25 protein-coding genes are annotated in these 26211 nt (G+C 72.2%); 11 read left to right on the forward strand and 14 right to left on the reverse strand.

The genetic code is table 11. The features are described from left to right. Positions 1-177 precede the first annotated feature (177 nt). Positions 178-786: a hypothetical protein gene (locus AB0C01_RS20840; protein WP_357246725.1), complete on the reverse strand. Its 609-nt coding sequence runs from the start codon at positions 784-786 to the stop codon at positions 178-180. 244 nt (positions 787-1030) lie between these two features. Further along, positions 1031-1561, reverse strand: coding sequence for a M48 family metallopeptidase (locus AB0C01_RS20845; RefSeq protein ID WP_357246727.1), 531 nt, complete (start codon positions 1559-1561; stop codon positions 1031-1033). 512 nt (positions 1562-2073) lie between these two features. On the opposite strand from AB0C01_RS20845, the gene AB0C01_RS20850 reads away from it, so the two are divergent. The 3 genes from AB0C01_RS20850 (at position 2074) to AB0C01_RS20860 (ending at position 4916) form a co-directional block, all read left to right on the forward strand. Then, positions 2074-2244: a DUF5679 domain-containing protein gene (locus AB0C01_RS20850; protein WP_167457767.1), complete on the forward strand. Its 171-nt coding sequence runs from the start codon at positions 2074-2076 to the stop codon at positions 2242-2244. A gap of 216 nt (positions 2245-2460) precedes the next feature. Beyond that, positions 2461-3573, forward strand: coding sequence for a hypothetical protein (locus AB0C01_RS20855; protein WP_357571857.1), 1113 nt, complete (start codon positions 2461-2463; stop codon positions 3571-3573). After that, positions 3570-4916 carry an AarF/ABC1/UbiB kinase family protein gene (locus AB0C01_RS20860; protein WP_357571858.1) on the forward strand — a complete coding sequence of 449 codons (1347 nt, stop codon included), beginning with the start codon at positions 3570-3572 and terminating at the stop codon, positions 4914-4916. Before AB0C01_RS20855 ends, AB0C01_RS20860 begins: the two co-directional genes overlap by 4 nt. 300 nt (positions 4917-5216) lie before the next feature. Here the strand turns inward: AB0C01_RS20860 and AB0C01_RS20865 are convergent, their stop codons facing one another. The 3 genes from AB0C01_RS20865 to AB0C01_RS20875 form a co-directional block, all read right to left on the reverse strand. Beyond that, positions 5217-5582 (reverse strand): WhiB family transcriptional regulator, encoded by a 366-nt coding sequence (locus AB0C01_RS20865; RefSeq protein ID WP_328420094.1) that lies wholly within the window; start codon positions 5580-5582, stop codon positions 5217-5219. Positions 5583-5712: 130 nt separating this feature from the next. After that, positions 5713-5961 (reverse strand): hypothetical protein, encoded by a 249-nt coding sequence (locus AB0C01_RS20870; RefSeq protein ID WP_357246735.1) that lies wholly within the window; start codon positions 5959-5961, stop codon positions 5713-5715. 122 nt (positions 5962-6083) lie between these two features. Beyond that, a complete protein-coding gene (locus AB0C01_RS20875; protein WP_357246738.1) occupies positions 6084-8249 on the reverse strand; it encodes an ATP-dependent DNA helicase UvrD2 in 2166 nt (721 codons plus the stop codon). A 92-nt stretch (positions 8250-8341) separates the two neighbouring features. Between AB0C01_RS20875 and AB0C01_RS20880 the strand changes: the two genes are divergently transcribed. Next, on the forward strand, positions 8342-8584 hold the full coding sequence (locus AB0C01_RS20880) for a mycoredoxin (protein ID WP_357066605.1): 243 nt from the start codon (positions 8342-8344) through the stop codon (positions 8582-8584). Between the two features lie 70 nt (positions 8585-8654). Here the strand turns inward: AB0C01_RS20880 and AB0C01_RS20885 are convergent, their stop codons facing one another. Beyond that, on the reverse strand, positions 8655-9959 hold the full coding sequence (locus tag AB0C01_RS20885; protein ID WP_357247172.1) for an MFS transporter: 1305 nt from the start codon (positions 9957-9959) through the stop codon (positions 8655-8657). A gap of 214 nt (positions 9960-10173) precedes the next feature. Here AB0C01_RS20885 and AB0C01_RS20890 point away from each other — a divergent pair, with 214 nt between their 5' ends. From AB0C01_RS20890 to AB0C01_RS20900, 3 genes are all read left to right on the forward strand, one after another. Then, positions 10174-11154: a helix-turn-helix transcriptional regulator gene (locus AB0C01_RS20890; RefSeq protein ID WP_357246741.1), complete on the forward strand. Its 981-nt coding sequence runs from the start codon at positions 10174-10176 to the stop codon at positions 11152-11154. A gap of 74 nt (positions 11155-11228) precedes the next feature. Beyond that, positions 11229-11468 carry a DUF397 domain-containing protein gene (locus AB0C01_RS20895; protein WP_357246744.1) on the forward strand — a complete coding sequence of 80 codons (240 nt, stop codon included), beginning with the start codon at positions 11229-11231 and terminating at the stop codon, positions 11466-11468. A gap of 211 nt (positions 11469-11679) precedes the next feature. Continuing rightward, positions 11680-11955 (forward strand): hypothetical protein, encoded by a 276-nt coding sequence (locus AB0C01_RS20900; RefSeq protein WP_357246746.1) that lies wholly within the window; start codon positions 11680-11682, stop codon positions 11953-11955. A 122-nt stretch (positions 11956-12077) separates the two neighbouring features. On the opposite strand, the gene nudC is transcribed toward AB0C01_RS20900, so the two are convergent. The 4 genes from nudC to AB0C01_RS20920 all read right to left on the reverse strand — a co-directional run bounded on the left by nudC (position 12078) and on the right by AB0C01_RS20920 (position 16902). Then, positions 12078-13037, reverse strand: coding sequence for an NAD(+) diphosphatase (gene nudC, locus AB0C01_RS20905; RefSeq protein WP_357246749.1), 960 nt, complete (start codon positions 13035-13037; stop codon positions 12078-12080). A gap of 76 nt (positions 13038-13113) precedes the next feature. Next, entirely contained in the window at positions 13114-14469 is a 1356-nt protein-coding gene (locus AB0C01_RS20910; protein ID WP_357246752.1) for a pitrilysin family protein, read from the reverse strand. After that, positions 14466-15776 carry a pitrilysin family protein gene (locus tag AB0C01_RS20915; protein WP_357246754.1) on the reverse strand — a complete coding sequence of 437 codons (1311 nt, stop codon included), beginning with the start codon at positions 15774-15776 and terminating at the stop codon, positions 14466-14468. Before AB0C01_RS20915 ends, AB0C01_RS20910 begins: the two co-directional genes overlap by 4 nt. 10 nt (positions 15777-15786) lie before the next feature. After that, the gene (locus AB0C01_RS20920) at positions 15787-16902 is read right to left on the reverse strand and encodes an LLM class flavin-dependent oxidoreductase (RefSeq protein ID WP_357571859.1); all 1116 of its coding nucleotides are present in this window, start codon (positions 16900-16902) and stop codon (positions 15787-15789) included. Between the two features lie 171 nt (positions 16903-17073). On the opposite strand from AB0C01_RS20920, the gene AB0C01_RS20925 reads away from it, so the two are divergent. Genes AB0C01_RS20925 through AB0C01_RS20940 form a run of 4 tightly spaced genes read left to right on the forward strand, consistent with a single transcriptional unit; the run spans position 17074 to position 20226 of the window. Continuing rightward, positions 17074-18141, forward strand: a complete 1068-nt coding sequence (locus AB0C01_RS20925; protein WP_357571860.1) for an ABC transporter substrate-binding protein — start codon at positions 17074-17076, stop codon at positions 18139-18141. Then, on the forward strand, positions 18138-18917 hold the full coding sequence (locus AB0C01_RS20930; protein ID WP_357246763.1) for an ABC transporter ATP-binding protein: 780 nt from the start codon (positions 18138-18140) through the stop codon (positions 18915-18917). Before AB0C01_RS20925 ends, AB0C01_RS20930 begins: the two co-directional genes overlap by 4 nt. Then, entirely contained in the window at positions 18907-19791 is an 885-nt protein-coding gene (locus AB0C01_RS20935) for an ABC transporter permease (RefSeq protein ID WP_357571861.1), read from the forward strand. Before AB0C01_RS20930 ends, AB0C01_RS20935 begins: the two co-directional genes overlap by 11 nt. A 3-nt stretch (positions 19792-19794) precedes the next feature. Further along, the gene (locus tag AB0C01_RS20940) at positions 19795-20226 is read left to right on the forward strand and encodes an Rrf2 family transcriptional regulator (RefSeq protein ID WP_357246769.1); all 432 of its coding nucleotides are present in this window, start codon (positions 19795-19797) and stop codon (positions 20224-20226) included. 81 nt (positions 20227-20307) lie between these two features. Here AB0C01_RS20940 and AB0C01_RS20945 read toward each other — a convergent pair whose 3' ends face one another. From AB0C01_RS20945 to AB0C01_RS20960, 4 genes are all read right to left on the reverse strand, one after another. Continuing rightward, on the reverse strand, positions 20308-20508 hold the full coding sequence (locus AB0C01_RS20945) for a hypothetical protein (RefSeq protein ID WP_357246772.1): 201 nt from the start codon (positions 20506-20508) through the stop codon (positions 20308-20310). 216 nt (positions 20509-20724) lie between these two features. Further along, a complete protein-coding gene (locus tag AB0C01_RS20950) occupies positions 20725-22038 on the reverse strand; it encodes a DEAD/DEAH box helicase (RefSeq protein WP_357246775.1) in 1314 nt (437 codons plus the stop codon). A gap of 221 nt (positions 22039-22259) precedes the next feature. After that, positions 22260-22463, reverse strand: a complete 204-nt coding sequence (locus AB0C01_RS20955) for a cold-shock protein (protein ID WP_007464836.1) — start codon at positions 22461-22463, stop codon at positions 22260-22262. A 226-nt stretch (positions 22464-22689) separates the two neighbouring features. After that, complete coding sequence (locus tag AB0C01_RS20960; protein WP_357571862.1) at positions 22690-26190, reverse strand: ATP-dependent DNA helicase; 3501 nt, start codon at positions 26188-26190, stop codon at positions 22690-22692. Positions 26191-26211: the final 21 nt, after the last annotated feature.

Consider the following 26211-nt stretch of genomic DNA (forward strand, 5'->3'; position numbering starts at 1 on the left):
GCGTAACGACGGCCTGCGCCCGGGTGCCCCCAGGATCGACAACGGGCACCCGGGCGCGCTGTCGGCAGGGCTGACAGCTCAGTCCGGCTGGCCGGGCACCGGCGGGGCCGGCGGGCTCGCGGGTAGCCGTGCCGGCGGGCAGTGGCACGGACCTTGTGGGCAGGCAGGCTGACGGGTTCAGGCGGGGCGGCCCGAGCCGGAGAGCAGGGCGCGGGTCGCTTCCCAACCCTCGAAGGCCGGGTCCAGCGTGGCCAGGTCAGCCGGGCCGCGCAGTCGACGCCAGCCCGCCGTGACCGCCACGTCAGCGGGGCGCGGGGCGTTGGCGCGCGCCTCGGCCGGCGTCGCCGTGTCCAGGTGCAGCGTCGGGAGCCAGTCCGGCGCGGGCAGTCGTACCGCCACCCCGAGCAGGCCCGGCCCGCCACCCTCGACCGGAGCCACCGCGACCGGTCGGGTGGTGAGGGGGCGCAGCAGCTTGCCGACGGTCAGCGCGGGCAGGTCAGGCACGTCCGCGACCAGCACCGCAGCCTGGTCGTAGCCCTCCAGCGCGGCGAACACGGCGTTCGGCGTGGCCTCGGCCACCTCGTACACCGCCGTGCCGGGCCACACCAGCGCGTCGGCCAGCGCCCGGTCGGCCGGGGTCACCGCGACCGCGACCTCCACCTCGTTGAGCGTGGCGAACAGGTCGATGACGTCTTCCGCGAGAGCCGCTCGCCATTCGGCCAGGTCGACGCCCGGCGGCGACCAGGGGACCGACCCGAGTAACGCCACTACCACCCGTCGCGCCATCCCCCGACCCTAGCGCCCCGCCCACCCCGACCCACCCGCCCGCCTGCCTGCCTGCCTGCCTGCCGAAGGACACGCCCCGGACAGCCGCCCCAAACCGCCGCCCCCGCCGGCACCGCAGTGCACACCCCGCACGGCCGCCACCGCGCCGCGCCCGCCGGCATGATCGACTCGATTTCATTGACAGCGCGGCCTCCGGAGGGCATCGACCGCGCGGCATTCAGGAAGCCGAGTGGATCTAGGTCGATCAGGTGGGGAGGGGAGCGCCGGAGGCGGCGGCAACACCTTCGAGGTAGCCGCGGGCACGTTCGGCTTTGGGGTAGCGGCCGACCAACGCCCAGAACCGCGCGTTGTGGCTGGGCACGATCAGGTGTGCCAGCTCGTGCAGCAGCACGTAGTCGATCACCCAGTCCGGCATTTCCTGAACGCGGTGTGAGATCCGGATGCTGCGGTCGGCAGGGGTGCACGAACCCCATCGGCCGTTCTGGTTGGTGACCCATCGGACGCTGGCGGGCACCGCCTTCGTGGCGTACCCGGGGAGGTAGAGGTCGATGAGCCGGGTGGCACGGGCCAGCAGCTCCGCGTCGGATCGGGCCAGGCGACCCTCGCGGGCGGCGAGCCGGGCGAGCATCCGGTCGACCCACTCGCTCTCCTCGGCCCGGGAGAACTGATCCGGGATGAGAACGACGACTCGCTCACCGTCACGGTACGCGGACACCGTACGTCGCCGACGCTGGCTGCGCCGCACCTCGACGACCGGCTTGCGCGTCCCCGCCATCACTGGCCCGCGCAGCCTCGGCTACGTGTCACGAAGGAAAGCTAATGCCCACTGACCAGGGGTCCGCAAGAGTCAACCACCCGACACGCGCCCGGAAAGTGGTGATTAGTCGACAGGCGTCCCGAAAATTTCTTGACCGCAGCGGCACCGCACCACCTCGTCACCCTTGGTGAACACCGATGGCGCCGGTACGCGGCACTTCCCCACCGTAAGTGATCACGGTGCCAAACGCCCCTCGGGGGTACTCGCACGGGTGTCTGTGGGGGTTTGGTCGGCGTGTCCCCGCCAAACTGACTTATCCGACCTATTTCGCCATGCACACTCTCGACGTCGACTAGCTCACAGTGTCGATGCACAGCTGACATGGAACCGCCCAGACCTGGGTAGGGTCCGCGGACCAGCGGTCACGTAGGTGGCCGTGGAGTGAGACCCAGCGCCGGCGCCCCGTGTGGCCCGCCGCCGGGCACCCCGCCGGGACGGCATCGACCGGCGGACGAGACGAGGAGGGCACCGTGGCCGACCAGGCCCAGACGACCTACAACGGTTACTGCGTGAAGTGCAAGGAGAAGCGGGACTTCGAGGGGCACGTCGAGGTCTCGAAGACCGGAATGAACATGGCAAAGGGCAAGTGTCCGGTATGCGGAACAACAGTGAACCGCATCCTGGGTAAGGCCAAGGTCTGACCCGTACGAGCGGCGGGGGCGGGGTGGCCGACGGTCACCCCGCCCCGTTGCCGTCTCTGCCGGTCGGCGGGTCGCCGGCGCCCTGTCGGTTGGCCGACAGCCCCGTCGAGGGGCTGTGGATAACCCGGCAAAGCCTGTGGACAACGCTGGACAGCGGCCTGAGCGTCTGTGGACAACGATCGACCGAGCGCGAAGAAGTGCTCACGATTGGTGACCATGAGCCGCACCGTTCTGCCCCGCCCCACGTTGCTGCCCGGCCTCAACCGGCTGTGGCGAGACCGCCACACCCTCCAGCTCGGCGTCGGCCCCGGGCCGGCGGTGCTGCTGGAGCTGGCCAACCCGCGTGCCGCCCATCTGCTCGACCTGCTCGACGGCACCCACAGCGAGCGCGCCGTGCTGGCTCGGGCGGCCGCCGCGCAGGTCACCCACGACGACGCGCGTACCCTGCTCGACGCCCTGCGTGTGGCCGGCCTGCTGGTGCCCGCGCACAGCCTGCTCCCCCGTGACCTGGCCGGCCCCGCCCGCGCCCGGCTCACCGCGGAGGCCGGCGCGCTGGCCCTCGCCGCCGCTCGGCTACCCGGCACCCCCGCCCAGGTCCTGCGTCGACGACGGGTCGCCCGAGTCGTGCTCACCGGCGCCGGGGCGCTTGGCGGGCCGCTGACGGTGGCGTTGGCGCAGGCCGGCGTCGGGCAGGTGGTTCCCCTCCTCACCGGCCCGGTGCGCCCCGTCGACCTGGTCGGCACCGGCGTTCCCGCCACCGAGCTGGGTCATCCGCTGGCGTCGGCGGTACGGACCGCGGTCGACCGCGTCGCGCCGGGCACCAACACCCAGCCGGTCCGAGCCGGCCGGGTGGACCTGGTGATCCAACTCGGCACGGACCGGCCGCCCGCGCTGCTCGCCGCCGGTCTCGCCCAGCGCCGACAGCCACACCTGCTGGTCACCCTGCGCGAGGGCGTACCGGTCATCGGGCCGCTGGTCTGCCCGCCCGCCGGACCCTGCCTGCACTGCGTCGAGCTGCACCGGGCCGACCGCGACCCGGACTGGCCGCGGCTCGCCGCCCAACTCGCCGCGGCCGACCCGGTGGCCGCCGGCGCGACCGGCACGCTGCTCGCGGCCATCGGGTACGCGCTGGCCGAGGCCCTGACACAGCTCGACGGCGGGCAGCCGGAGACGCTGGGCGCGGCCATGGAGATCACTGGTGCGGGTCGTTTCCGACGTCGAGGCTGGCCGCCACACCCGGCGTGTGAGTGCTCTGGTGGGCGAGTGTCCGCACCAGCCCGGCCGCAGAGCAGCAGCGAAGCCCTCCGGTCGGTAACAATGGCCGAGTGACCGACATCCCGCGCCGCGCCGTGTCCCGCACCGCCAAGCTCGCCGCCCTGCCGCTCGGCTTCGCCGGCCGGACCGTTCTCGGCATGGGAAAGCGCGTCACCGGGCTCGCCTCCGACGTGATCTCCGCGGAGATCCAGCAGCGCACCGCCGAGCAGCTGTTCAGCGTGTTGGGCCAGCTCAAGGGCGGGGCGATGAAGTTCGGCCAGGCGTTGTCGGTCTTCGAGGCCGCGTTGCCGGAGGAGATCGCCGCGCCGTATCGCCAGGCGCTGACCAAGCTCCAGGAGGCGGCGCCCCCGCTGCCGGTCGCCAGCGTGCACAAGGTGCTGGCCGAGCAGCTCGGCCCGGACTGGCGGGACCGGTTCGTCGAGTTCAACGACGTCCCGGCGGCCGCGGCCAGCATCGGCCAGGTGCACCGGGCGCGGTGGCGTGAGCCGGGGTTCGACGAGTCGGGCGCGCCGAACAGCCGCGACGTGGCTGTCAAGATCCAGTATCCGGGGGCCGGCGAGGCGCTGCTCTCCGACCTGAAGCAGCTCTCCCGCCTGGGCGGGATGTTCCGGGCCATCCAGCCCGGCCTGGACGTCAAGCCACTCCTTGTCGAGTTGCGGGAGCGGATCACCGAGGAACTGGACTACGAGTTGGAGGCCGAGTCGCAGCGCGCCTTCGCCGAGGCGTACGCCGACGACCCGGAGATCTACATCCCGAAGGTGATCAACGCGGCACCCCGGGTGCTGGTCACCGAGTGGGTGACGGGCACTCCGCTGGCCGACATCATCCGCGAGGGCACCGAGGAGGAGCGGGACGAGGCGGGCCGGTTGATGGCCACCCTGCACCTTTCCGCGCCGCAGCGGGCCGGGCTGCTGCACGCCGACCCGCACCCGGGAAACTTCCGGATGCTGCCGGACGGCCGACTCGGGGTGATCGACTTCGGCGCGGTGGCCCGGATGCCCGAGGGCACGCCGGAGCCGATCGGTCGCATCGCCGCGCTGGCCCTGCGCGGTGACGCCGACGAGGTGGTGGCCGGGCTGCGGTCGGAGGGCTTCATCGGCGCCACCGAGGAGATCGACGCCGAGGGGGTGCTCGACTTCGTCCGTCCGATGCTGGAGCCCATCGCGGCCGACGGGTTCCGGTTCACCCGGGCCTGGCTGCGGGGCGAGGCGGGCCGACTCGCCAGCCCCCGCTCCCCCACCTACCAGCTGAGCAGGCAGCTCAACCTGCCGCCGTCGTACCTGCTGATCCACCGGGTGACGCTCGGCTCGATCGGGGTCCTCTGCCAGTTGGAGGCGAAGGCCCCGTACCGCAGCATCCTGGAACGCTGGCTGCCCGGTTTCGCCCCGGTCGCCTGACCACGCACGTCGAAAAGGGCGGGTGCCGGTCGGCACCCACCCTTCCTCGCATCGGGGTGGTACTAGAGAACGCCCAGGTCGCGAGCCGTCTGGTTGCGGCTGTTCATAGCGACGGTACGGGCGGATCGGGTTGCCTCAGTGCGCGTGGTGGTACGACCGGCCTGAGGCCGACGCGTTCGAGCCCTGGACAACGCTTGGTGGAGTAGTTGCATCTCGAAGGCTCCGGTCGAAAGGTTGAACATCGTCATCTCGCTCACTGCCGGTGTGCCACCGGCGTAGTTGGTACGGGTCGGGAACATGTCAGGCTGCCAGCCGGACCGCGCCACGCACCTCGGACAGCCCACTGGCCGCCAGGCGCGCCTCGGCCTCGACCCGAAGCTCGGCGTCACGCGCGACGTCCTCCTTGCGCGGACGGCCACGGGGCCGCTTACGCGGAACAACCGCGCCACGCTCGAAGATCTCGCCGCCCCAGACGCCCCACGGTTCCGCACGCTCCACCGCCCCGGCCAGGCACTCGACGCGCAGCGGGCAGTCCCCGCAGAGCGACTTGGCCAGCTCGAGCTCGGCAGGCGAGTCGGAGAACCACAGGTCGGGGTCGAACTTCCGGCAGGGCAGGTTCGCCTCCATCTCGACGCTCACGTCGAGGGGGGCCAACGCCAGACTCATCTCCCGCTCACCTCTCTCTCACTTCGATCTCATGGATCGCATTCCGACGTACTGAAGACGGGCAAAAAACTGAGGCCGCGGATCCCGGTAAGCGGGTTCCGCGGCCTCGAGGTGAGCCGGTGTCTGATGGTCAGACCGGTTTACCTCGAGGCGGAACGCCGCGGACATCCGTGCGCTTCATGGCGACCTGGATGCCATTGCCAGTGGACCCACTGGTCCCCTCGACTCCGACTGGTGCGACGGTCAGGATCAGCTCGGCCTGAACCTGGTGCACCTGCGGAACCGACGGCCGTGCAGCCGCAAGGGCCACCCGGACAGCCGACAGCGGAGCGTGGACAGACGGCATCGCCGTCAGACGCTCATAGGTGAAGATCTTCACGGGTGCCACCTCCCTCACGTTCCTCGAATCGACTGAACCAACCCCCGTGAGCAGCCGGAATGGCGCCGCTCGCGTGGTGTGTCCTGAGGCTATTCCTCGCGCCGGGGCGAGGGCAAACGAATTTACGACTGGATTTCGAAAGTTTTCTCCGGGCAGACGTCGTCCACCCCGGCACCGTCCACGAGGGCCAGCACCGATTCCCCATAAAGGCCCAGCTTGCGGGGGCCGATACCGGCGATGGCGATCAACTCCTCGGGCCGGCCGGGCCGCCGCTCGGCCAACGCGACAAGCGTCGCGTCGGTGAAGACCACGTACGCCGGGACCTTCTGCGCCCCGGCCACCCGCTGCCGCCACTCGCGCAGCCGCTCGTGCAGCTCCTCGTCGATGTCGGACGGGCAGGTGGGGCAGCGGCCGAGCTTGCGGTCCGGGCCGGCGAGCAGGGTTGCGCCGCAGATCCGGCAGGAGACGATCTGGGTGCGCCGCCGCTCGGGACGGCGGGCCGGACCGGTGCCGGCGGTCGCCCGTTCGGTGCCGCCCGAGCGGTCCAGTTGGGGCAGGAACCGCGACGGCCGCCGGGCTCGTCCGCCCGGTGAGCGCGCGGCGGCGTACGACAGCCAGAGCCACTGCCGCGCGCGGGTGATGCCGACGTAGAGCAGCCGGCGTTCCTCCTCGACCTGCTCGACGGTCTTGGCGTACGTGGTCGGCAGCGTGCCCTCGGCGAGGCCGACCAGGAAGACCGCGTCCCACTCCAGACCCTTGGCCGAGTGCAACGAGGCGAGGGTCACCCCGTCCACCGTCGGTACGTGCTGCTGGGCGGCCCGCCGGGCCAACTCCTCGGTGAAGTCGGTGAGGGTGACGGGGCGTTCCACCGACGCGGCCTCGCCGATCGGCACCACCTCGGGGGTGGCCGCGTACTCCTCGGAGAGCTGGACCAGCGCGGACAGCGCCTCCCACCGCTCGCGGGCGGCGCCGCCGGCCGGGGGCGCGTCCGGGGCCCAGCCGACCGCGGTGAGCGCCTCGACGACGGCGGTCGGCAGCGGTGTCTCCCCGGGGATCGACCGGGTGGCCGACCGCAGCGCGACCATCGCCTGGCGCACCTCGGTCCGTTCGAAGAACCGCTCCGCGCCCTGCACGACGTACGGCACCTCGGCCTCGGTGAGCGCCTTCTCGTACGCCTCGGACTGCGCGTTGACCCGGAACAGCACGGCGATCTCCTTCGCCGGCGTACCCGAATCGATGAGGGACCGGCAGCGCGCGGCCACCGCGTTGGCCTCGGCCGGCTCGTCGGTGAAGATCCGCAGGTCCGGTTCCGGCCCGGGTGGGCGTTGCCCGCTCAACTCCAGCCGCAGCCGCGCCTCGGTGCCCCGGGCCTGGGCGATCACCGCGTTGGCCAGCCCGACCACCTGCGGGGTGGACCGGTAGTCGCGGACCAGCCGGACCACCGTGGCGCCCCGGTGCCGGCGGGGGAAGTCGACCAGGTACGCCGAGGTCGCCCCGGTGAACGAGTAGATCGTCTGGCTGGCGTCGCCGACCACGGTGAGGTCGTTGCGGCCGGCCAGCCAGGCGTCGAGCAGGCGCTGCTGGAGGGGGTTGACGTCCTGGTACTCGTCGACCACGAAGTGCCGGTACTGGGTGCGGACCTGCTCGCCGACGTCCGAGTGCTCCTCGATCCCCCACACCGCGGCCCGCAGCATGTCCTCGAAGTCGATCACCCCGTTCGACCGTTTGAGCTGCTCGTACGCGGTGAACACGTCGGCGACCTTCGCCGGTTCGTGCGGTGTGTCGCGCAGCGCCCGGGCCGCGGACACCACGTAGTCCGTCGGCTCTACCAACGACGACTTCGCCCACTCGATCTCACCGGCCAGGTCCCGCGCCGCGGCCCGGTCGGTGCGCAGGCCGACCCGGGCGGCGGCGAGGGTGACCAGCCGCACCTTGCTGTCCAGCAGCTCGGGCATGGCCCGGCCGGACAGCAGCCGGGGCGCGAAGTACCGCACCTGGCGCAGCGCGGCGGCGTGGAACGTGCGCGCCTGCACACCGCCCACCCCGAGCACGGTGAGCCGGCTCCGCATCTCGGCGGCGGCCCGGGCGGTGAAGGTGACCGCGAGCACGTGCCGGGGGGAGATCTCGCCGGAGAGCACCCGATGGGCGATCCGGGAGGTGATCGCCCGGGTCTTGCCGGTGCCGGCGCCGGCCAGGATGCAGACCGGGCCGGCGGGTGCGGTCACGGCGGAGCGTTGCTCCGGGTCCAGCCCGGCGAGCACCCGTTCCGACGCTGAGTGAACCACCACAACCAGGAATCATCTCAGCTCCTCCCAGCGTTGCAGCGAACAGCCTCGGCTTGATCCGCAAGCCGCGGCCGGAGGAGTTGGAGGATCCGAGGATGCTGACGATGTATTCCACCCCCTGGTGCGGCTACTGCCACCGCCTGAAGTCGCAGCTCGACCGGGAGGGCATCGGGTACGAGGTGGTCGACATCGAGCAGGACCCGAAGGCCGCGGAGTTCGTGATGAGCGTCAACGGCGGCAACCAGACGGTGCCGACGCTGCGCTTCGCCGACGGCAGCGCCCTGACGAACCCCTCGATCACCCAGGTCAAGCAACACCTTGAGACCCTCGACGCCTGATCGGCCGGGTCGCTTTCGGAACGAGCGGTCGCCCCAGTCGGGGCGACCGCTCGTTCGTGTCCGGTATCCGTCACCCGGGCGGTCGCCGGCGGGTGCCCGTCGACACCGGCCGCGCGGCGTCCTCGACCGGTCCCCGGGGCGCCGGGACCCTCGGGCCGGTCGGACGGGTCGGCGGCGTGGGTGGGCGGGTGCCGGGCGGGGCGCTCAGGTGCCGACCCCGCCAGAGGTAACTGCCGGCCGCCAGTGCGGCCATCCCCACCAGCACGAACAGCATCCGGTAGTCCACGAAACCGACGAGCAACGCGCCCGCCCCGATGGAGAACGCCTGCGGCCCGCTGACCACCGCCTGGGTGGCCGCGGCGACCCGACCGACAAGCGCCGGCGGGGTCCGGCGCTGGATCAGCGTGTGCAGACCCACCATCGTCAGGGGCAGGGAGACGCCGGCCAGCAGCACGGCCGCGAAGGCGAGCCGAAGATCGGGGTACGCGAGCACGAACGCGGCTGGCGAGAAGAAGGCCACCCCGGCGGCCAGGGTGCCGACCTCTCCGAACCGGCGGACCAGCGCCGGTGAGCAGAGTCCACCGAGTAGCCCGCCGACGCCCTGCACGGTGACCAGCACACCCACGAACGCGGCGTCGCGGTTGAGCCCCTGGTCGACGTACGCGAAGATGAGCGACTCGCTGAAGCCCATCACCAGTGACCCGAGCCCGTAGCCGAGCAGCGCCCGACGCAGGGCCGGCTCGCCGGCCAAATGCCGCAGGCCGGCACCCAACTCGGCCGGCCAGCGCAGTCGCGTGGGCGAGGGCGCCTGTTGCGGGGTGGGTAGCGCGGTCACCACCGCCGCCGCGGTCAGAAATCCGACCATGCCGATCCCGGCCAACGCCCACCCGCCGAGCGCCGCGTAGAGCGCCGCGCCGGCCAGCGGACCGATCAACCGCATCCCCTGCCGTACGGTCTGCAGCACGCCGTTCGCCTCCGCGAGCAACTCGACCGGCACCAACTCCCGGATGAGCCCGCTGAGCGCCGCGCCGAGGGTGATCGACGACAACCCGTACAGGGCCGCCACCAGGTAGACGACCCAGACGTCACCCGCGTCCGCGACGGTGAACAGGGGGGTGAGCACCACGGCGGTGACCACGTTGGCGGCGACGAAGAACGGCCGGCGTGGGTAGCGGTCGACGAACCAGCCGATCACCGGTGCCAGCGTCATCGGGGCGACGACGGCGAAGATGGTGCCGCCGGCGAGCCCGTTGGAGCCGGTCAGGTCCTTGACCCAGATCGCGAGCGCGAGCAGCAGGATCGACTCGGCGGTCATGCTGGCCAGCAGACCGCCGAAGAGCAGACGGAAGTCGGGGCGGCGCAGGACGGTGCGCATGGGTCCCTCCGGCGGGATGGCGTGCCCGGGTGGGCGTGGTCGACGGGGCTGCGACCGCAGGTCCGTCGTCATCCGGCATTCCTGTGGTCCATTTTTGTCAGACACGCCCCCGTCGGAACCTCCGACGCCGGTCGCGCCGTCCATACTGGCCGTGGGGGGCGAATTTCATACAGTTACCGTCGCGTCTGCGGCGGTCGACGGGAAAGAGGACACTGTGCCTCCTGCCGCACCCAGCCCGATAATGCGTCGTCGACGGTTGGGCCTGGAACTGCGCCGCCTGCGCGAGACCGCGGGGCTCACCGGCGATCAGGTCATCGAGAGGATCGGTTGGGCGTCGGCGTCCAAACTGTCCCGCCTGGAGAACGGCCGCAGCCGACCGGACCCGCAGGACGTCGGCGTACTGCTGGCCCTGTACGGGGCCGACGAGGCAACCCACGCGGAGCTGCTCGGCATCGCCGGCGAGGCCGGCGACATGCGGGGCTGGTTGAAGAACTTCCCGGTCATGACGCAGCAGCAGCGTAGCTGGGCCGAGCTGGAGGCGGGCTGCGCGGAGATCTCCGAGTACAACCCGGTGTTGGTGCCGGGCCTGTTGCAGACCCCCGGGTACGCCAAGGTGCGGCTCGTCTCGGCCCGCGAGGTGAGCGCGGGCGCCGGTGAACCGGAGCCGGGCGACGACCTCGACACCGAGGTGCAGGCGCGCATGGCCCGCCAGTCGCTGCTGACCCGGGAGCCGCACGCGCCGCGCTACACCGCGGTCCTGGAGGAGGCGGCCCTCGGTAACCGGGCCGGACCACCCGAGGTGCTGCACGAGCAACTGGTCCAGCTCTGCGAGCTGGCCCTGCTGCCCAACGTGACGCTGCACGTCCTGTTGCGGGACACCCCAGTCGGCAACTGGTACCTGCCGCCGACCGCGTTCTCCGTCTACCGGTTCGCCGATCCGCTCGATCCGGAGACATTGGCCATCGAAGGGGGGTTCACCGACGTCATGTCGACCGAGGTAATCCCACTAAATAGCTATAAAGTAGTGTTCGAGTGGCTATGCACGGCGGCACTAACCGCCTCGGAAACCCTCTCCTGGCTGATCGAGTCGACGGGACGGCTGACCGAGGCGGTGCCCCCATCCACAGTGGCGTTCGGGCCGGCAACGGCGCCGACCCAACGCCGCAGGGACTCGGGGCGGCTGACGGAACGGTGATCCACGGGGGCCCATCCGTCGGGACGTGCGACACCACTCGTCCCATCGGATCGGTTCACACCAGGAGCAGAACCATGAACGACATCCGCAACACGCCGTCCGTCTCCGCCCGCTCGTTGGCGGACGCCCCGTGGCGTACCAGCACACGAAGCCAGACCTCCAACTGCGTCGAGGTCGCCCCCCTGGGCACCGGCCGGCCCGCTGTCGCGCTGCGCGACAGCAAGGACCGAGGCGGCCCGGTGCTGCTGTTCAATCGGGCCGGATGGCTCGGCTTCATCGCCGGAGCGAAGGGCGGCCAGTTCGATCTGAACTGACCCGGTGACCGGGGCGGGGCCGTCGGCACACTGCCGGCGGCCCCGTCGCGTTCCGGGCGCAAGCCCGCTGAGCAGGCATCGGATGATCGGACGAGGCTCAGAATCAATAGGCGAGTTTGCGTTGCCGGGATGTTCACGCGGCGTAACATGGCCATCGAGTTCGTGGAACTTCCACACTGGCTCTTCCGTCGCGGTTCATCCGGAGACCCTCATGCGGTTCCTGATCGTTCGCACCGACATCCGCGCCGTCGCCGACGGGGACATCGCCGCCGCCTGGGCGGACGGCCACCGACTTCGCGACGAGACGACCGCGCCCGAGCCGCGACGGCAGATCGTGCACGCCGAGGACCGGGACGCCGCACTGCTGCTGGCTCGCGCCCTGGCCGCGGTCGGCGCGGTCCGCGCCGGCCGGCAACGGGTCAAGGTCCTGCCGCTGAGCGAGCCCCGCCCCGCCTTCCGCAACAGATCCAACCGCACCAGCACCTGACTCAGACGTCCGTCGTGGTCGGACCGGCTCCCCCGCCGCGTTCTACGCACCGCCGACCACGACGGCCCGTGTTCCCGGCCTGTGACCGCCGCGGCAACGGCGGCCACAGGCCGGGACCGTGCTCACCGGTCGGCGTCCACCCAACCGTCCAGCCAACGGTGGATGAGGAACAGCGCAATCGACGACGGTGGGGGCAGGATCAGCCGTGCCCCGTCACCCACGTCGACGGTCTGCCCGGCCAGCGCCGCCCCGATCTCCCGGCGCGTGAACCACCTCGCATACGCGATCTCGGACGGATCGACCCGCACCGGATCGGTCGGGTCGGCCGTGGCCAGGAAGCCCAACATCAGCGAGCCGGGGAACGGCCAGGCCTGACTGCCCACGTACCCGATGCGCTCGATCCCGATGCCCACCTCCTCGCGGACCTCGCGCAGCACGGCGGCCTCCGCCGACTCGCCCGGCTCGACGTAGCCGGCCAGACACGAGTAGCGCCGCCCGTCCGGGGTGCCCGCCCAGCCGGCGTTGTTGCCGAGCAGGCAGCGCCCGTCCGGGCCGTCCACGCCGTCGTGCACCAGCACGATCATCGCCGGGTCGGTGCGCGGCCAGATCCGCCCACCGTTGCGGTCCACCCGGGACCAGCCCGCCTCGTCCATGGCGGTCGGTGCCCCGGTGCTCGACGAGTAGCCGTGCCGGCTGTGCCAGTTGGTCAGGGCCAGCGCGGTCGTGAAGATACCGGCCTCCCGGTCGGCGAGCAGGTGACCCACCTCGCGCAGGTTGACCGCCCGGGTCCCCGGCAGCTCCGGCAACGGTGCGTCGACCGCGAAGACCGGCACCCCGTCCGGCTCGACACCGAGGAACATCGCCGTCGACTCCGACCCGGCCGGTACGTCGGCCGCGGCGAGCAGCACGAGCGCCGGCGGGGACGTGTCGGCGCGGGCCAGCGTGCGGCCCTCGGCGGACGAGTCGAGCACCAACACCCGGGCGCGTAGCCACGCCTCGGTCAACCACTGCGAGTCGCCCCGCCGGTGTGCCGCCCGATCCAGGGTGGACCGGGCCAACGGCGGCGCGGCCTCCCCGCTCACGCCCGCGCTCCGCTACGCTCCGCGCCGGCGCGAGACGGCCCGCTGCTGAGCCTCAGGGTTCGCTCACCACGCTCGCTCACGACACCGACTCGGTACGGATCGTGGTGAGCGCGGCCAGCCCCGGCGTGACCCGCTCGGCGTCGCCGAGCACCACGACCGCCGCCCGGGCCGGTGCCAGGTACCGGGCCGCCGCCCGCGCGACATCGTCGATGCTCGCCTTCGCCAACCTGGCCGAGTACTCGGCGAGGAAGTCCAGGCGCAGGCCGTTGCCGGCGTACGCGCTCGTCAACGCGGCCAGTCCCGCCTGGGTGGACATGCCGAGCTGAAGGGTGCCCAGGGCGTACTGACGGGCCTGCTCCAACTCATCGGGCTTCGGCGGCAGCGACGCCAGCCGACCCAGCTCGTACGTCGTCTCCAGCAACGCCGGCCCGGTGACCTCGGTGGCCACCTCGGCGGAGGCGACAAGCACCGACCCGGCCACGGAGTGCTCGATCCCCGAGTGCGGGCCGTACGTGTAGCCCTTGTCCTCGCGGATGTTCTCCACCCAACGGGAGGAGAAGTAGCCGCCGAAGATCAGGTTGGCCAGTTGCAGCGGAGCGTGGTCCGGATCGGTGCGGGACACCGCCGGAAGCGCGATCCGCAACGAGGACTGCACCGATCCGGGTCGGTCGACGAGCAACAGCGGCCCCGGCTCCAGCGGCGGCGTCGCCGGCAACTCCGCGACCCGCCCGGCGCCGGCCCAGTCGCCGAGCGCCCGCTCGGCCGCGTCCAGGGCCTTCTCCGGCTGCACGTCGCCGACCAGCACCAACTGCGCGCCGGCCGGGTGGACCCGCTCGCCGTGCAGGGTGCGCAGCGCCGCCGGCCGAACGGCGCGGATCTGGCCGGGCTCCGGGGTCTGCGTCGCGTACGGGTGCCGGCCGTAGATCCGCTTCAGCAGCGCCTCCCGGGCCAGGTGCGACGGTTGGCTCTGCGCCACCTGGATCCGGTCGACGAGCCGGTCCCGTTCGGTGGCCACCTCGTCGCCCGGGTAGCTGGCGCCGGTCAGCACCTCGGCCAGCAGTTCCAGCATCCGGTCCAGGCCGGTGACCAGGCCCGCGCCGGAGAGCATCAGCCGGTCCGGGTCGACGCCCGCGGAGAGCCCGCCGCCCACCTTCTGCAACTCCGCGGCGATCTGCACACTCGTCATCGACTCGGTGCCGGACAGCATGGTCTGCGAGAGCATCGCGCCGCGGGCCAGGTGGACCCGGCCGAACGGCACCCAGAGCCGCAACTCGACGAGCGGCACGGCGGGCCGGCGTACGGCGATCACCGTGAGGCCGTTGCGCAGCGTGCGCTCGGCCTGCTTGGGCACCTTGAGCTTGCGGGTCGGGCCGAGCGGAGGCAGCGTACGCGGCCCGGCGGGAGCGGTGGTGGTAGCAGTAGCAGCCGTCATCGGGCACCTCCGGCAATGACCTCGATCGCGGCGCGGCGTTCCGGGCGCACGGTGGCCGCGGCGGCCCGGACCTGCTCCTCGGTGACCTCGCCGACCAGCCGGGGCAGCTCGTTGAGCAGGCCCGGTTCGCCGCGTTGCTGCTCCAGCACGGCCATCCGCAGCGCCCGGCCGAGCACCGCGTCGGTGTCGCGCAGCAGGTGCGTCGCCATCCGGGCCTGGGTGCGGTCCAGCTCACCGTCGGTCAGCCCGTCGGTGGCCAGCCGGTCCAACTCCTCGTCGATGGTGCGCAGCACCTTGTCCACGTCGCCCCCGGGCGGCAGGTGCGCCTGCAACAGCAACGCCGTGGGATCGCGGACATCGAAGGGATCGCCCATGAAGCCGAGGTATCCGCCGAGGCTGGTCACCGTGCGGTCCCGCTGCACCAGGCGCTCGACGAGCCGCGACGCGTCACCGTCGGTGAGCACCTCGGCCAACACCACGTAGGGCAGGTAGCCGGCGAAATCGGTGATCGGGTCGGGCACCCGCCAGGCCCCGGCGACCGCCGGAAGCGGCGCCAGGGCATCGGTGTACGAGGTGCGCCGCTCGGCGGTCAGGTCGGGCTCGGTGAAGTCGGGCCGAACCGGTGCCGGGCGGGCCGGCACGTCACCGAAGTGCCTGTTGACCAGCTCGGTCGCCTCGGCCACGTCGATGTCCCCGCTGACCGCGAGGACCGCGTTGCCGCTGGCGTAGTAGCGGCGGAAGAAGTCCGCGGCGTCGGCGACGGTCGCCGACTCCAGGTCGTCGAAGGAGCCGTAGCCGTCGTGCGCGTTCGGGAAGGTGTCGAACATGACCGGCGGCAGGGTCAACCAGGGGAAACCGCCGTACGGTCGGTTGAGGACGTTGACCCGGATCTCCTCCTTGACCACGTCGACCTGGTTGCGCAGGTTCTCCTCGGTCAGCCGGGGGCCGCGCATCCGGTCCGCCTCCAGGAACAGCGCGCGTTCCAGCGCGTTGCTCGGCAGCGTCTCGAAGTAGTCGGTGTAGTCCAGGTGGGTGGAGCCGTTGAACGTCCCACCCGCCCCCTGCACGTGCCGGAAGTGGGCCAGCTTCTCCAGATTTTCCGAGCCCTGGAACATCAGGTGCTCGAAGAGGTGGGCGAAGCCGGTACGTCCCTCCGGTTCCGAACGGATGCCGACGTCGTAGACCACCGCCACCCCGATCACCGGGGCGCTGCGATCAGGGGTGAGCACCACCCGCAGGCCGTTGTCGAGGGTGAACCGCTCGACCGGATACTTCGTCGCTGGAATTCTGGATCTCCGCGCAGGCACGGAGTCGACCCTAGCGCGTCGACACCCCCACCACCCGCGACCTCAGCGGAGCCGCCGAAACCGGGGCGGTGACGAGGGGCAGCACCTCGGCGCCGACCCGCTCGGCCTCCTCCCGGTGGGGCCAGCCGGAGAGGATGAACTCGTCGACGCCGAGCGCGGCGTACTCGTCGATCCGGGCGGCGACCTCGGCGTAGCTGCCCACCAGCGCGGTGCCGGCACCCTCGCGGACGAGGCCGACACCTGCCCACAGGTTCGGTGCGACGGTGAGCCCGTCGGTGCGGCCGGCGTTGAGCGCGGCCATCCGGGCCTGTCCGACGGAGTCCATCCGGCGGAATCTGGCCTGGGCGGCGACGATCCGCTCCGGGCTCATCCCGGCCAGCAGCCGGTCGGCCTCCGCCCAGGCCTCGGCGCTTGTGGGCCGGGCGATGACGTGCAGTCGCAGTCCCGTGCGCAGGCTACGACCGTGTTCGGCGGCGAGCGCCCGGACGCGGGTGACCCGGGCCGCGATCGACGCCTGCGGCTCACCCCACATCAGGTAGACGTCGGCCTGTCGGGCGGCCACCGTCTCGGCGGCCGGGGACGCGCCGCCGAAGTAGACCGGCGGCGGCTCGGCCAGTGGGGTGGCCAGGCCGCCGCCCTCGACTCGATAGTGCGTGCCGGTGTAGTCGAAGGGCCGTCCGGCCCAGGCGCGGCGGAGCACCTCGATGAACTCACCGGTGCGCGCGTAGCGGTCGTCGTGCCCGAGGAAGTCGCCGTACGCCCGCTGCTCGGCCGGGTCGCCGCCGGTCACGATGTTGAGCGACAGCCGACCACCGGAGACGGCCTGGAACGCCTCGGCCTGCTGGGCGATCAGGGTGGGCAGCGCGAAGCCGGCCCGGACCGCGACCAGCATGCCGAGCCGCTCGGTGTGCTGGGCGATCGCCGCGCAGACGATCCACGGGTCGGGGCAGCCGGCGCCCACGGGCGTGAGGACGGCGGTGAAGCCGTGCGTCTCGGCGGCCCGGCCGACCTCGGCCAGGTACGCCACCGTGGCGGCGCGGTCGTGCCGGGCGGCACCCGCCGTGACGGTGGCGGCACCGACCTGGTCGCCGTCGCCGGAGGTGGGCAGGAACCAGTGGAAGGTCATCGCACAGTCGCCTCTCTGACAGTTGCCGGGCGCCGTACCCTAGCAAGCTGGTAGGAAATACCGACATAGGCGAGACGCACCTTCTCGGCATGTGGATGGGCCTTGACGCTGACCACGGGCTGGCCCACTCTTCCTACCAACTAAGTAGGAATACTGCGGATTGGATAGACGATGAGACGGCACCCCTTGCGCCGGTTGGTCACCCTGGCCACCCTTGCCGCCCTCGGGGCGGCGACTGTGGGCAGCGCCGCCGCGTGCGGCAACGACAGCGACGGCTCCGGCGGCGCCTCCGGCGGCCCGGTGACCCTACGTCTCGGCTACTTCCCCAACATCACCCACGCACCGGCGGTCGTCGGCGTGGAGAAGGGCATCTTCGCGGAGAAGCTCGGCGCCGACGTCAAGTTGGACCCGAAGACCTTCAACGCCGGCCCGGCCGCCATCGAGGCCATCTTCTCCGGCGCACTGGACGCCACCTACATCGGTCCGAACCCGACCGTGAACGCCTTCTCCAAGTCCAAGGGTGAGGCCGTCCGGGTCATCTCCGGCGCGGCCTCCGGCGGCGTGGCGCTCGTGGTCAAGCCCGGCATCACGGGCGTGCAGGACCTGAAGGGCAAGAAGATCTCCACCCCGCAGCTGGGCAACACCCAGGACGTGGCGGTCCGATACTGGCTCAAGCAGCAGGGTCTCACCACCACCAAGGAGGGTGGCGGCGACGTGAAGATCGTGCCGCAGGAGAACGCCCAGACGGTCGAGACGTTCAACAGTGGCGCGATCGACGGTGCCTGGGTGCCCGAGCCGTTCGTCTCCCGACTGGTCAACGCCGGCGGCAAGGTGCTCGTCGACGAGCGCGACCTGTGGCCGGACAAAAAGTTCGTCATCACCAACCTGCTGGTCAGCACGAAGTTCCTGAAGGCGCATCCGGACGTGGTGCAGAAGCTGGTCGACGGCCAGGTGGCCGCGAACGAGTTCGTCAACAGCAAGCCCGAGGAGGCCCAGCAGGCCATCTCCGACGCGATCGGCAAGATCACCGGCAAGCCGCTGGACCTGAAGCTGATCAAGCAGGCGTGGCCGACGTTGGAGTTCACCAACGACCCGATCCCCACGTCTTTGAAGGCGGGCCTCGACCACGCCGTCGAGGTCAAGCTGACCGAACCGGTCGACCTCAAGGGCCTGTACGACCTCAAGTACCTCAACAACGCCCTCAAGGCGGCCGGCAAGCCCGAGGTCACCCAGCCATGACGTCGACCACGACGACGCCGCAGAGCGCGACCACCGCGGTCGCGCTCTCCGGGGTGACCAAGGTGTACGGACGCGGGCCGAACGCCGTCCTGGCCCTCGACGGGGTGTCGTTGGACGTCGCGCCCGGCGAGTTCGTCTGTCTGGTCGGCGCGTCCGGCTGCGGCAAGAGCACCCTGCTCAACCTGGTGGCCGGGCTGGACCGGGTCAGCGGTGGGCAGATCACTCTGGCCGGTGGGGTCAACCCGGGCCTGATGTTCCAGGAGCCGGCGCTCTTTCCGTGGCTGACCGTCGACGCCAACGTGGAGGTGCCGCTGAAGCTGCGCCGGCTCCCCCGGGCCCAACGCCGCGAGCGGGTGGCCGAGCTGCTGCGTACGGTGCACCTGGCCGACTTCGGCCGCAAGCGCCCCCACGAACTCTCCGGAGGCATGCGGCAACGAGTCGCGCTGGCCCGTACGCTGGCCCTGGACACCCCGGTGCTGCTGATGGACGAGCCGTTCGGCGCGCTGGACGCGATGACCCGGGACATCCTGCACGACGAGCTGGAACGGATCTGGTCCGAGCGCAAGCTGTCAGTGCTCTTCGTGACGCACAACGTCCGCGAGGCCGCCCGACTGGCCGACCGGATCATCCTGCTCTCCAGCCGTCCCGGTCGGATCATCTACTCCACCGAGGTGAACATCCCGCGCCCTCGTCGGATCGACTCCCCCGAGGTCGCCGCCATCGCCGCCGAGGTCACCGAGCGGCTCCGTACGGAGGTGGGCCGCCATGGCCAATGACACCCTCACCAGCTCGGCGCGTACCGACGCGGAGATCTCCGGTCTGGACGCGCTGGAGATCGCCGGCCGGGACAAGGAGGTCTCCCGGGGCGCGCGCTTCTGGGCGGCCACCTGGCCCAAGTTGGCGGCGCTGGCCATCGCCATCGCCGCCTGGCAGCTCGTGGTCTGGTCGGGCTGGAAGCCGCCGTACTCGCTGCCCGGTCCGCTGGAGGTGGGCCGCGAGCTGGTGGAGCAGGCCCAGGGTCCCCAGCTCTGGGAGGGCCTGGTCACCACGCTCCGCCGGGCCGCCCTCGGATACGTCTTCTCGGTCGCCGTCGGCCTGCTGCTGGGCCTGGCGGTGGCCCAGTCCAAGGTGCTCCGGGCCGCCATCGGCTCGATGATCACCGCGTTGCAGACCATGCCGTCGATCGCCTGGTTCCCGCTGGCCATCCTGCTGTTCGAGCTGAGCGAGAAGGCGATCTTCTTCGTGGTGGTGCTCGGTGCCGCGCCGTCCATCGCCAACGGGGTGATCTCCGGCGTGGACTACGTACCGCCACTGCTCAAGCGCGCCGGCCGCAACCTGGGCGCCCGAGGGCTCAACCTCTACCGGTACGTCATCGCGCCGGCCGCCCTGCCGGCGATCGTCGCCGGTCTGAAGCAGGGGTGGGCCTTCTCCTGGCGCAGCCTGATGGCCGGTGAACTGCTCGTGGTCGGCATCTCACAGACGTCGCTCGGCGCCCAGCTCACCTACTCCCGCGAGTTGTCCGACGCGCCCTGGCTGCTCTCCACGATGATCGTGATTCTGGTCGTCGGCCTGGTCGTGGATGCCGCGTTCGGCGCGGCGGACAAGGCGATCCGGCGGCGCTGGGGCGTGCTCGACCAGGCGGGCAACTGAGCGGTGTACGTCTCCGCGCGCAGCGACTACGCGCTCCGGGCGATGCTCGCCGTCGCCGCCGGTGGCGGCGGCGGCGAGTTGGTCAAGGCGGCCAGCCTGGCCGAGGTGCAGGACATCCCGCTCAGCTTTCTCCAGGGCATCCTGCTCGACCTGCGCCGAGCGGGTCTGCTGCACAGTCACCGCGGCGCCGACGGCGGGTACGCCCTCACCCGCCCAGCCGACGAGATCACCGTGGGCGACGTGTTGCGGGCGGTCGGCGGTTCGCTCACCACGGTGCGCGGACTGCCGGCCGAGCGCGCCGGCTACCACGGAGTGGCCGCCGGGCTGACCGACGTCTGGCTGGCGGTGCACGGGGCGATCGCCACGGTGGTCGACAGCACCACCCTGGCCAATCTGCTCACCCACAACTCGACCGACCGCGCCCCCACCACCTGAAGCGGCGGAGGCGGTGTGGTCGGGTCGGCGCCCCGCCGACCCGACCACACCGCTGGCCCGCGCCGGCCCACCGGCCACCGCTCAGCCCACGTGTGCGACCACCGGGCCGAGGCCCGGGTCGTCGGGGCTGCGCAGCTCCACCAGGCTGCCGGGAGCGTTACCCGCCGAGGTGGCGTGCCAGGGCGCGAAGGCCGCAACCATGGCGAGCAACAGACCGGCGAGCGCGAGCGCGACCACCAGGATCAATTCGCGCACCGCACCCGAGCCGACCTCGCCCGCCATGGTCACCCCTCCCGCGCCGGGCCCCCCGCCCGACTTCCCCCGCTGGCCAGCTTCGACCACGGACAGCCAGGGCACAATCGGCCAGCCGACCCAGCCGAGGCTGATAACCGACTGAGCCGTGTGGTCGGCCGGCCGACCGGGCGGCGCGTCGCTCGCCGCAGACAGACCGACCCGCCTCGCCGAAGCGGGGCGGGTCGGTCGAAGCGCGAAAAGAGATCAGACGGTACGCGGGCGGCGCGGGCGGCGCGACCGACCCGACGCGCGGTGCGCCGGACGGGCGGTGCCGTCGGCGACCGCTCCGCCGCCGGTGCGGACCCGAGCGGCGGGCGCCGGCGGGGCGACGATGGTCACCGGCACGCCGGACGGCTCGCGGGCACCGGTCACCCGGGCCAGCGACCCGTCACCCGGACGCACCTGAACCGACTCGGGTCGGATGCCGGCAACTGCCATCAGTCGCGACACGTCCCGGCGCTGCTCGGGCAGGACCAGGGTGACCACGGAACCGGACTCGCCGGCCCGCGCGGTCCGGCCGCCCCGGTGCAGGTAGTCCTTCGCCTCGGTCGGCGGGTCCACGTTGACCACCATGTCCAGGCCGTCGACGTGGATACCCCGGGCCGCCACGTCGGTGGCCACCAGGGCGGTCACCTGACCGTTGCGGAACTGCTCCAGGATGCGGGTGCGCTGCGGCTGGGACTTGCCACCGTGCAGCGCGGCCGCGCGTACCCCCTTGGAGAGCAACTGGCGGGCGAGCCGGTCGGCGCGGTGCTTGGTGCCCATGAACAGGATGGTGCGGCCCTCACGGGCGGCGATCCGGGTCAGCGCGTCGGGCTTGTCCACGGCGTCGACGTGCAGCACGTGGTGGGTCATCGCGGTGACCGTGGCGGTGCCCGGGTCGACCGAGTGGGTGACCGGGTGGCTCAGGAAGCGGCGGACCAGCCGGTCCACGCCGCCGTCCAGGGTGGCGGAGAAGAGCATCCGCTGCCCCTGCGGCGCGACCTGCTCCAGCAGCTTGGTGACCTGCGGCAGGAAGCCCATGTCGGCCATCTGGTCGGCCTCGTCCAGCACGGTGATCTCGACCTGGTCGAGGCGGGCGTCGCCCCGGTTGATCAGATCGTGCAGCCGGCCGGGGGTGGCGACAACCACCTCGGCGCCGGCCCGCAGCGCGTCCGCCTGCCGCTGCAACGACAGCCCGCCGACGACCGTGGCGCAGCGCAGCCCGACGGCGCGGGCGTACGGGGCCAACGCGGTGGTGACCTGCTGGGCCAGCTCACGGGTCGGCACCAGCACCAGGGCCAGCGGACGACCCGGCCGGGCCTTACGGCCGGCGGTGCGGGACAGCAGCGGAAGCCCGAAGGCGAGCGTCTTGCCGGAGCCGGTACGACCGCGGCCCAGGACGTCCCGCCCGGCGAGCGAGTCGGGCAGCGTCGCCGTCTGGATCGGGAACGGCTCGGTGATGCCCTGCGCGGTCAGCGCGGTGAGCAGCGCCGGCGCCAGACCGGTATGAGCGAAAGAAGGAATAACTGTGGTCATGCGGAAGCCTTCCTCGACGCGGCACGTGTCGAGGGAGGGCGCCGAAGGTGGCGCTGTCACCGGCGGCCAGGGCAGCCAGGACTCACAAGCACGAACCGATTGGAGTACGGGCCGGCCCGCCGCCGGGCCGCCGCCTGCGTGTGCAGGCGGCGGCGAGGCGGGCCGGTCCCGTCACCGTCACACCCGGAGGGCGCGACAGGTAATGCTGACCGATCCGAAGATCAGAGCGGGCGGATGTTCTCCGCCTGCGGGCCCTTCTGGCCCTGGGTCACCTCGAACTCGACCCGCTGGTTCTCGTCCAGGCTCCGGTAGCCGGAGGACTGGATCGCCGAGAAGTGTGCGAAGACGTCAGCGCCGCCGCCGTCCGGGGTGATGAAGCCGAAGCCCTTGTCAGCGTTGAACCACTTCACGGTGCCAATAGCCATGTGTTTCGTCTCCTTGACGGAACGTCGGACACGCACGTGTTGCGTGCCCGAAGAGGAGCGCTCCGCGCGGGGATGCGCGAATCGCCTGTCGCTTCTGGTCGCCCCGCCCGGAGAACTCCGGACACAACAAAGAGCGCCTGGGGCCACAATCCCGCCAGGCGCACACAGAGTCTCTGGTAACCAAAACTGCAACCCGGTCAACGTATCATGGTTTTCCCGCGAGCGGTCAAGCTTGGGCAGAATCTTCGGGCAACTGGGCGATCATGGCCGTGAGCCCCGTCACATCCAACAGATCGGCGGGCCGAACCGTCACCCCGTGCCGGACGTAGTGGAACGCCGCGCCCACCCGGTCCACCGGCACACCAGCCAGGTCCGCCCAGGCCAACCGGTACACGGCCAACTGCACCGCGGCCACCTCCGCCGCCGGCCCCGAGGGCTGCGCGCCGGTCTTCCAGTCGACCACGTCGAACCGCCCACCGGGCCGGGCGAAGACCGCGTCCATCCGCCCCCGCACCACGACCCCGCCGATCACCGTCGCGAAGGGGACCTCCACCTCCACCGGTGACCGGTCGGCCCACTCGCTGGCCAGGAACCGCTCCTGAAGCTCCACCAGCGCCTCGTCGGGCGCGGCATCCGCGTCGGCCGCACCGGGCAGCTCGTCCAGGTCCAGCAGGCGGTCAGCACCGAAGCGCTGCTCCAACCAGGCGTGGAAGGCGGTGCCTCGGCGGGCGTACGGGTTGGGCTCGGCCGGCACCGGGCGGCGCAGCGTACGGGCCAGGGCCGCCGGGTCGCGCCGCAACGCCACCAGCTGGGTGACGCTCAACTGCCCGGGCAGGACCACCTCGACCGCACCGGAGAGCCGGGTCAGCTCGGCCCGCTCGGCCAGCAGCAGATCCGCCTCGCGCTGCCAGCGCGCCACCTCCGGGTCGACCTCCGGCTCGACCTCCGGCTCGACCGGCCCGACCGCCTCGGTCTCCGACCCGATCGGCGTCACCGGCCCGACCGCCTCGGTCTCCGACCCGATCGGCCCGGGGAGCACCGGCCCGACCGGCCCGGGGAGCACCGGCCCGACCGGCCCGGGGAGCACCGCGGCCGGCCCGTCGGCCATCAGGCGGCGTACCAGCCCGGCCGCCTCGGCCAACTCCGGTCGGCGGCCACCCAGCGGGTCGGCCGGCCACTCCGCGCGGACCACCACCTCGGCGGTGGGGTTCGTGGCATCCGGGGTCGGCTCCGGTGCCCAGGCGTCGATCAGGTGCCCCGGCCCACCGTCGAGACAGGCGTCGTACATCTCACGCAGGAAGACCGACGGACCGCGCGGTCGCTTCGTCCCCTCCCCCCACCAGTAACCGGAGCACAGCAGCAGCCGGCGCGGCCGGGTGACCGCCACGTACGTCAGGCGGCGTTCCTCCCGCTCGTCGTGTGCCCGCCAGGCGTCGGTGAAGTCGTTCACCGCCCGTGCCACGGCCCGCTGGTCGGCGGCCTCGTCGAGCGCCAGCTCGGGCAACCCGTCGGCGTCGCCGCGCAGGGGGAACGGCAGCACCCCCAGTCCGCCGAGCCAGTGGTCGGAGTTGCGCACCGGCCCCGGCCACGACCCCCGACACAGGCCGGCCACCGCCACCACGTCCCACTCCAGGCCCTTGGCGGCGTGCGCGGTGACCACCTGCACCGCGCCCTCCACGACCTCCACCTCACCCGGCGCCAGACCGCGCTCCTCGTCCTCGGCGGCGGCCAGGTAGGACAGGAACCCGGACAGTGTCGCGCCGGGCGTCTCCCCGCTGAAGCGGGCCGCCACGTCACCCAGCGCGTCCAGGTGACCCCGGGCCAGACCGGCGTCGCCGGCACCGTCCCGGCCGGCCCGCACCGCGACCTCCACGTCCAGGCCGATGGTCCGCTCGATGTCCGCGATCAGATCCGGCAGCGCCTGGTCCAGCCGGTACCGCAACAGCGCCAGCTCCATGCCGTACGCGCGCAGCCGCGCGAAGCCCTCCGCCGAGTACGCCTGCGCCGGGCCGAGATCGGCCAGCGCCTCCACCAGGGTCGCCTCGTCCAGCAGATCGGGGCTGATCTCCGCGTCGTCGTCGGCGGCCAACTGACGGCGGGCGTTGGCGATGGCGCGGGCCCGCCGGTGCAACGCCACCAGGTCACGCGGCCCGATCCGCCAGCGGGCGCCGGTGAGCAACCGCAGCAGAGCGGCCCCGTCGGTCGGGTCGGCCAGCACCCGCAGCGTGCAGACCACGTCGCGTACCTCGGGGGTGTCCAGCAGGCCGCCGAGCCCCACCACCTCGACCGGGAGGCCACGCTCACGCAGGGCCGACTCGATCGCCGGAATCTGACTGCGGACCCGGACCAGCACGGCGGTGGTCGGGCGCTGCGCCACCGGGATGTGTTCGGGGGCCGCGCCCGGCATCCGGGCCGCTCCCCGCCACGCGGCCAGCACACTGTCGGCGATCCAGTCCGCCTCGTCGGCGTACGTGGGCAGCAACGCGCAGTGCACCGTGCCGCCGGCCGCACCGCCGGGGCTGCGGTGCGGGATCGGCTCCCGGACGGTCAGCGCCGAGCGCAGCTCCGGCACCCGGGCACCCGCCGCCCGCAGCGGAGCCGACAACGCGTTCGCCACCCGGAGGATCTCCGGACGGTTACGCCAGCTCGTGGTGAGCCCGAGCGCCGGGGCCGGCTCACCGTCGGCGCGGGCGAACTCGGTGGGGAACCGGTCGAGGGTGCCGGCGCTGGCCCCCCGCCAGCCGTAGATGGACTGGCACGGGTCGCCCACCGCGGTCACCGGATGCCCACCGCCGAACAGGGCGTTGAGCAGCACCACCTGGGCGTGGCTGGTGTCCTGGTACTCGTCGAGCAGCACCGCCCGGAAGCGGTCCCGCTCGATCTCGCCGACCCCCGGGTGATCGCGGGCCACCCGGGCCGCCCGGGCGAGCTGGTCGGCGAAGTCCATCGCCTCGAAGTCCTCCTTGCGCCGGGCGTACGCCCGCACCAGCGGCAGCAGGCGCAGCCGGGTCTGTTGCAGGGTGAGCGCCTTGCGTACGTCGGCGTACACCCGGCCCGGCCGGGACTGCACCTCGGCGAAGAACCGACCGGTCCAGGCCGCCAGCTGGTCCGGGGCGACCAGGTGCTCGTCCAACTCCCCGGCGAGCGCCAGCACCGCGTCGGTGATGGTGCTCGGCATCCGGTCCACCTCGGACATGTCGCCGTCGTAGTTGCGCACCAGCAGGTCGACCAACTGCCAGCGGGACGCCTCGGTGAGCAGCCGGGTCGACGGCTCGTAGCCGGACCGCAGCCCGTGCTCGGTGACGATCCGCCCCGCGTAGGAGTGGTACGTGGAGACGGTGGGTTCACCGGCGAGCGGGTCGTCCAGCGGGTCGCGGCCCTGCCGGCCGAGTCGGCGGATCAGTTGGTCCAGCCGGGTGCGGACCCGGTGGGCAAGCTCACCGGCCGCCTTACGGGTGAAGGTCAGCCCGAGGATCTGCTCCGGGCGCACGTACGCGTTGGCCACCAGCCAGACCACCCGCGCGGCCATCGTCTCGGTCTTGCCCGACCCGGCTCCCGCGACCACCAGCAGCGGCTCCACCGGGGCGGCGATGATCGCGGCCTGCTCCCGGGTGGGCGCCGGCAACCGCAGCAGCTTGGCCAGCTCCACGGGCGTGTACCGGGGGCCGGAGTCCGCCAGTCGGGGCGCCGGCGTGGGACCCGCACCGAACAGGGTGGGTTGGCTCACGGTGCTGTCTCAGGATGCGAC

The organism is Micromonospora sp. NPDC048905 (genome assembly GCF_040649655.1).
Lineage (GTDB): Bacteria > Actinomycetota > Actinomycetes > Mycobacteriales > Micromonosporaceae > Micromonospora.